This window comes from Paraburkholderia sp. JHI2823, assembly GCF_038900695.1.
In the GTDB taxonomy this organism is placed as follows: domain Bacteria; phylum Pseudomonadota; class Gammaproteobacteria; order Burkholderiales; family Burkholderiaceae; genus Paraburkholderia; species Paraburkholderia mimosarum.
Genome location: NZ_JAYMRY010000253.1, coordinates 1 through 454, shown reverse-complemented (window position 1 = coordinate 454; position 454 = coordinate 1). Strand labels below are relative to the sequence as shown.

The 454-nt window shown below is 60.1% G+C and carries 1 protein-coding gene; it reads right to left on the bottom strand.

Going from position 1 to position 454, the window contains the following annotated elements; genetic code table 11:
- Positions 1 to 454, bottom strand: a 454-nt coding sequence (locus VSR34_RS38565) for a glycosyltransferase family 9 protein (RefSeq protein WP_342965252.1), incomplete at both ends; no start/stop codon positions are given.

Below are 454 nucleotides of genomic sequence, written 5' to 3'. Positions count from 1 at the left end.
CCCAAAGGCAGGGAGCAGTACCCAGCATGGTTTGCCGAGAGCGCCAGCAACGTGCGCGATCGCCGTGTCAACACAGATTGTCAGGTCCAACTGGGCGACGATGGCGGCTGTGTCGGCAAAATCCTTGATTTTCCCTCCCAGTTCGACGAGAGGCTGTCCGGCGGACGCTTGCCGGGATTCATCGCCTTGCCCATGCTGCAGACTGACGAATGTCAGCCCCGGTACCGACCACAGCGGAGCCAGGTCCGATATGTCACGCAGGGAACGGTTGCGATCGTTTCCGTGTGTTCCCCTGCCTTTCCAGACCAACCCGATTCTTAATCCCTCAGCGGGTAGTTCATTCCGCCAGTATTCCAGCCGCGCTGGCGCCGCATGCACATAGGGCAGGGAGCCGAGTATCGTGTCAACGGTCGTCCCGAAATGCATCGGCAGACTGAGCGGAAACGTCCAGTAG